At 73.8% G+C, this 1,361-nt stretch carries 2 protein-coding genes; both read left to right on the top strand.

The window, feature by feature from the left end; all coding sequences use genetic code 11:
- Positions 1–107 precede the first annotated feature (107 nt).
- Entirely contained in the window at positions 108–728 is a 621-nt protein-coding gene (gene folE, locus HMPREF3105_RS10850) for a GTP cyclohydrolase I FolE (protein WP_020625291.1), read from the top strand.
- A 26-nt stretch (positions 729–754) separates the two neighbouring features.
- Positions 755–1,361, top strand: a 607-nt coding sequence (folP, locus tag HMPREF3105_RS10855; protein WP_070709597.1) for a dihydropteroate synthase, incomplete at its 3' end; no start/stop codon positions are given.

The following is a 1,361-nucleotide window of genomic DNA, read 5'->3' on the forward strand; positions in this document are numbered from 1 at the left end:
TCGCTGGGCGGGGACGCGGCCGGCCCCGGCCTGCCGCCGCACGGCGGTCCGAGCAACACGCCGGGCCCCGGCGAGGGACCGACCTTTTGACCGCGCAGGAGGCCCGCATGACAGCCCACACCCCCGACGACGCCGTCCCCGGCACGTTCGACCCGGACTCCACCGCGGTGGACCGGCCGCGCATCGAGGCGGCGGTGCGGGAGATCCTGCTGGCGATCGGTGAGGACCCGGACCGCGAGGGCCTGGCGGACACCCCGGCGCGGGTGGCCAAGGCGTACGCAGAGTTCTTCGCGGGCCTGCACCAGAGCCCGGACCAGGTGCTCGGCACCACGTTCGACATCGCGCACGAGGAGCTCGTGCTGGTGAAGGACATCCCGTTCTACTCGACCTGCGAGCACCACCTGGTGCCGTTCCACGGCACCGCACACATCGGCTACATACCCTCCGCCGAGGGCCGCGTGACGGGGCTGTCCAAGCTGGCCCGTCTCGTGGAGCTGTACGCGCGGCGTCCGCAGGTGCAGGAGCGGCTGACCACGCAGGTGGTGGAGGCGCTCATGGAGCACCTGGCCCCGCGCGGGGCGATCGTGGTGGTGGAGGCCGAGCACATGTGCATGTCCATGCGCGGCGTGCGCAAGCCGGGCGCGAAGACCGTCACCTCGGCGGTGCGCGGCCAGCTGCGGGATCCGTCCACGCGCTCGGAGGCGATGAGCCTCATCATGCACGGCTGAGGACCACCGACGGCGGAGGAGGACACGTGGACGAGAGCATCGACGCGGCGGCGCGGGAGGCGAACCGCGCCCTGCTGGGGCGGCTGCCCGCGGACCGGACCCTGGTCATGGGCATCCTCAACGTCACCCCTGACTCGTTCTCGGACGGCGGGGAGCACGCCACCGTCCGCGCGGCCGTCGAGCACGCCCGGCGCATGGTCGCGGACGGCGCGGACATCGTGGACGTGGGCGGGGAGTCCACCCGCCCCGGGGCCCGCGCCGTGCCGCCGGCCGAGGAGCAGGAGCGCATCCTGCCCGTGATCGAGGCGCTGCTGGCCGAGGACGTCGTCCTCTCCGTGGACACGCGCCACACCGCCACCGCCCGGGCTGCCCTGGCGCTGGGGCCGGTGATCGTCAACGACGTCTCCGGCCTCGCCCACGAGCCGGATATGCCGGCGCTGATCGCCGCGTCGGGCGCGCCGTACATCCTCATGCACAACCGCGGGAACCCGCAGACCATGGACGGGCTGGCCGTCTACGAGGACACCGTCCCGGACGTCGTGTGCGAGCTGCGGGACGTGGCCGGCCGCTTCCTCGCCGCGGGCGTCGAGCCCGCGCAGCTGATCGTCGACCCGGGCCTGGGCTTCGCGAAGG

The sequence above is a fragment of the Micrococcus sp. HMSC31B01 genome, from assembly GCF_001816085.1.
GTDB lineage: Bacteria > Actinomycetota > Actinomycetes > Actinomycetales > Micrococcaceae > Micrococcus > Micrococcus luteus.

Excerpts from the sequence above, each read along its gene's own strand:
- folE (WP_020625291.1), top strand. The coding sequence starts at position 108 with ATGACAGCCCACACCCCCGACGACGCCGTCCCCGGCACGTTCGACCCG.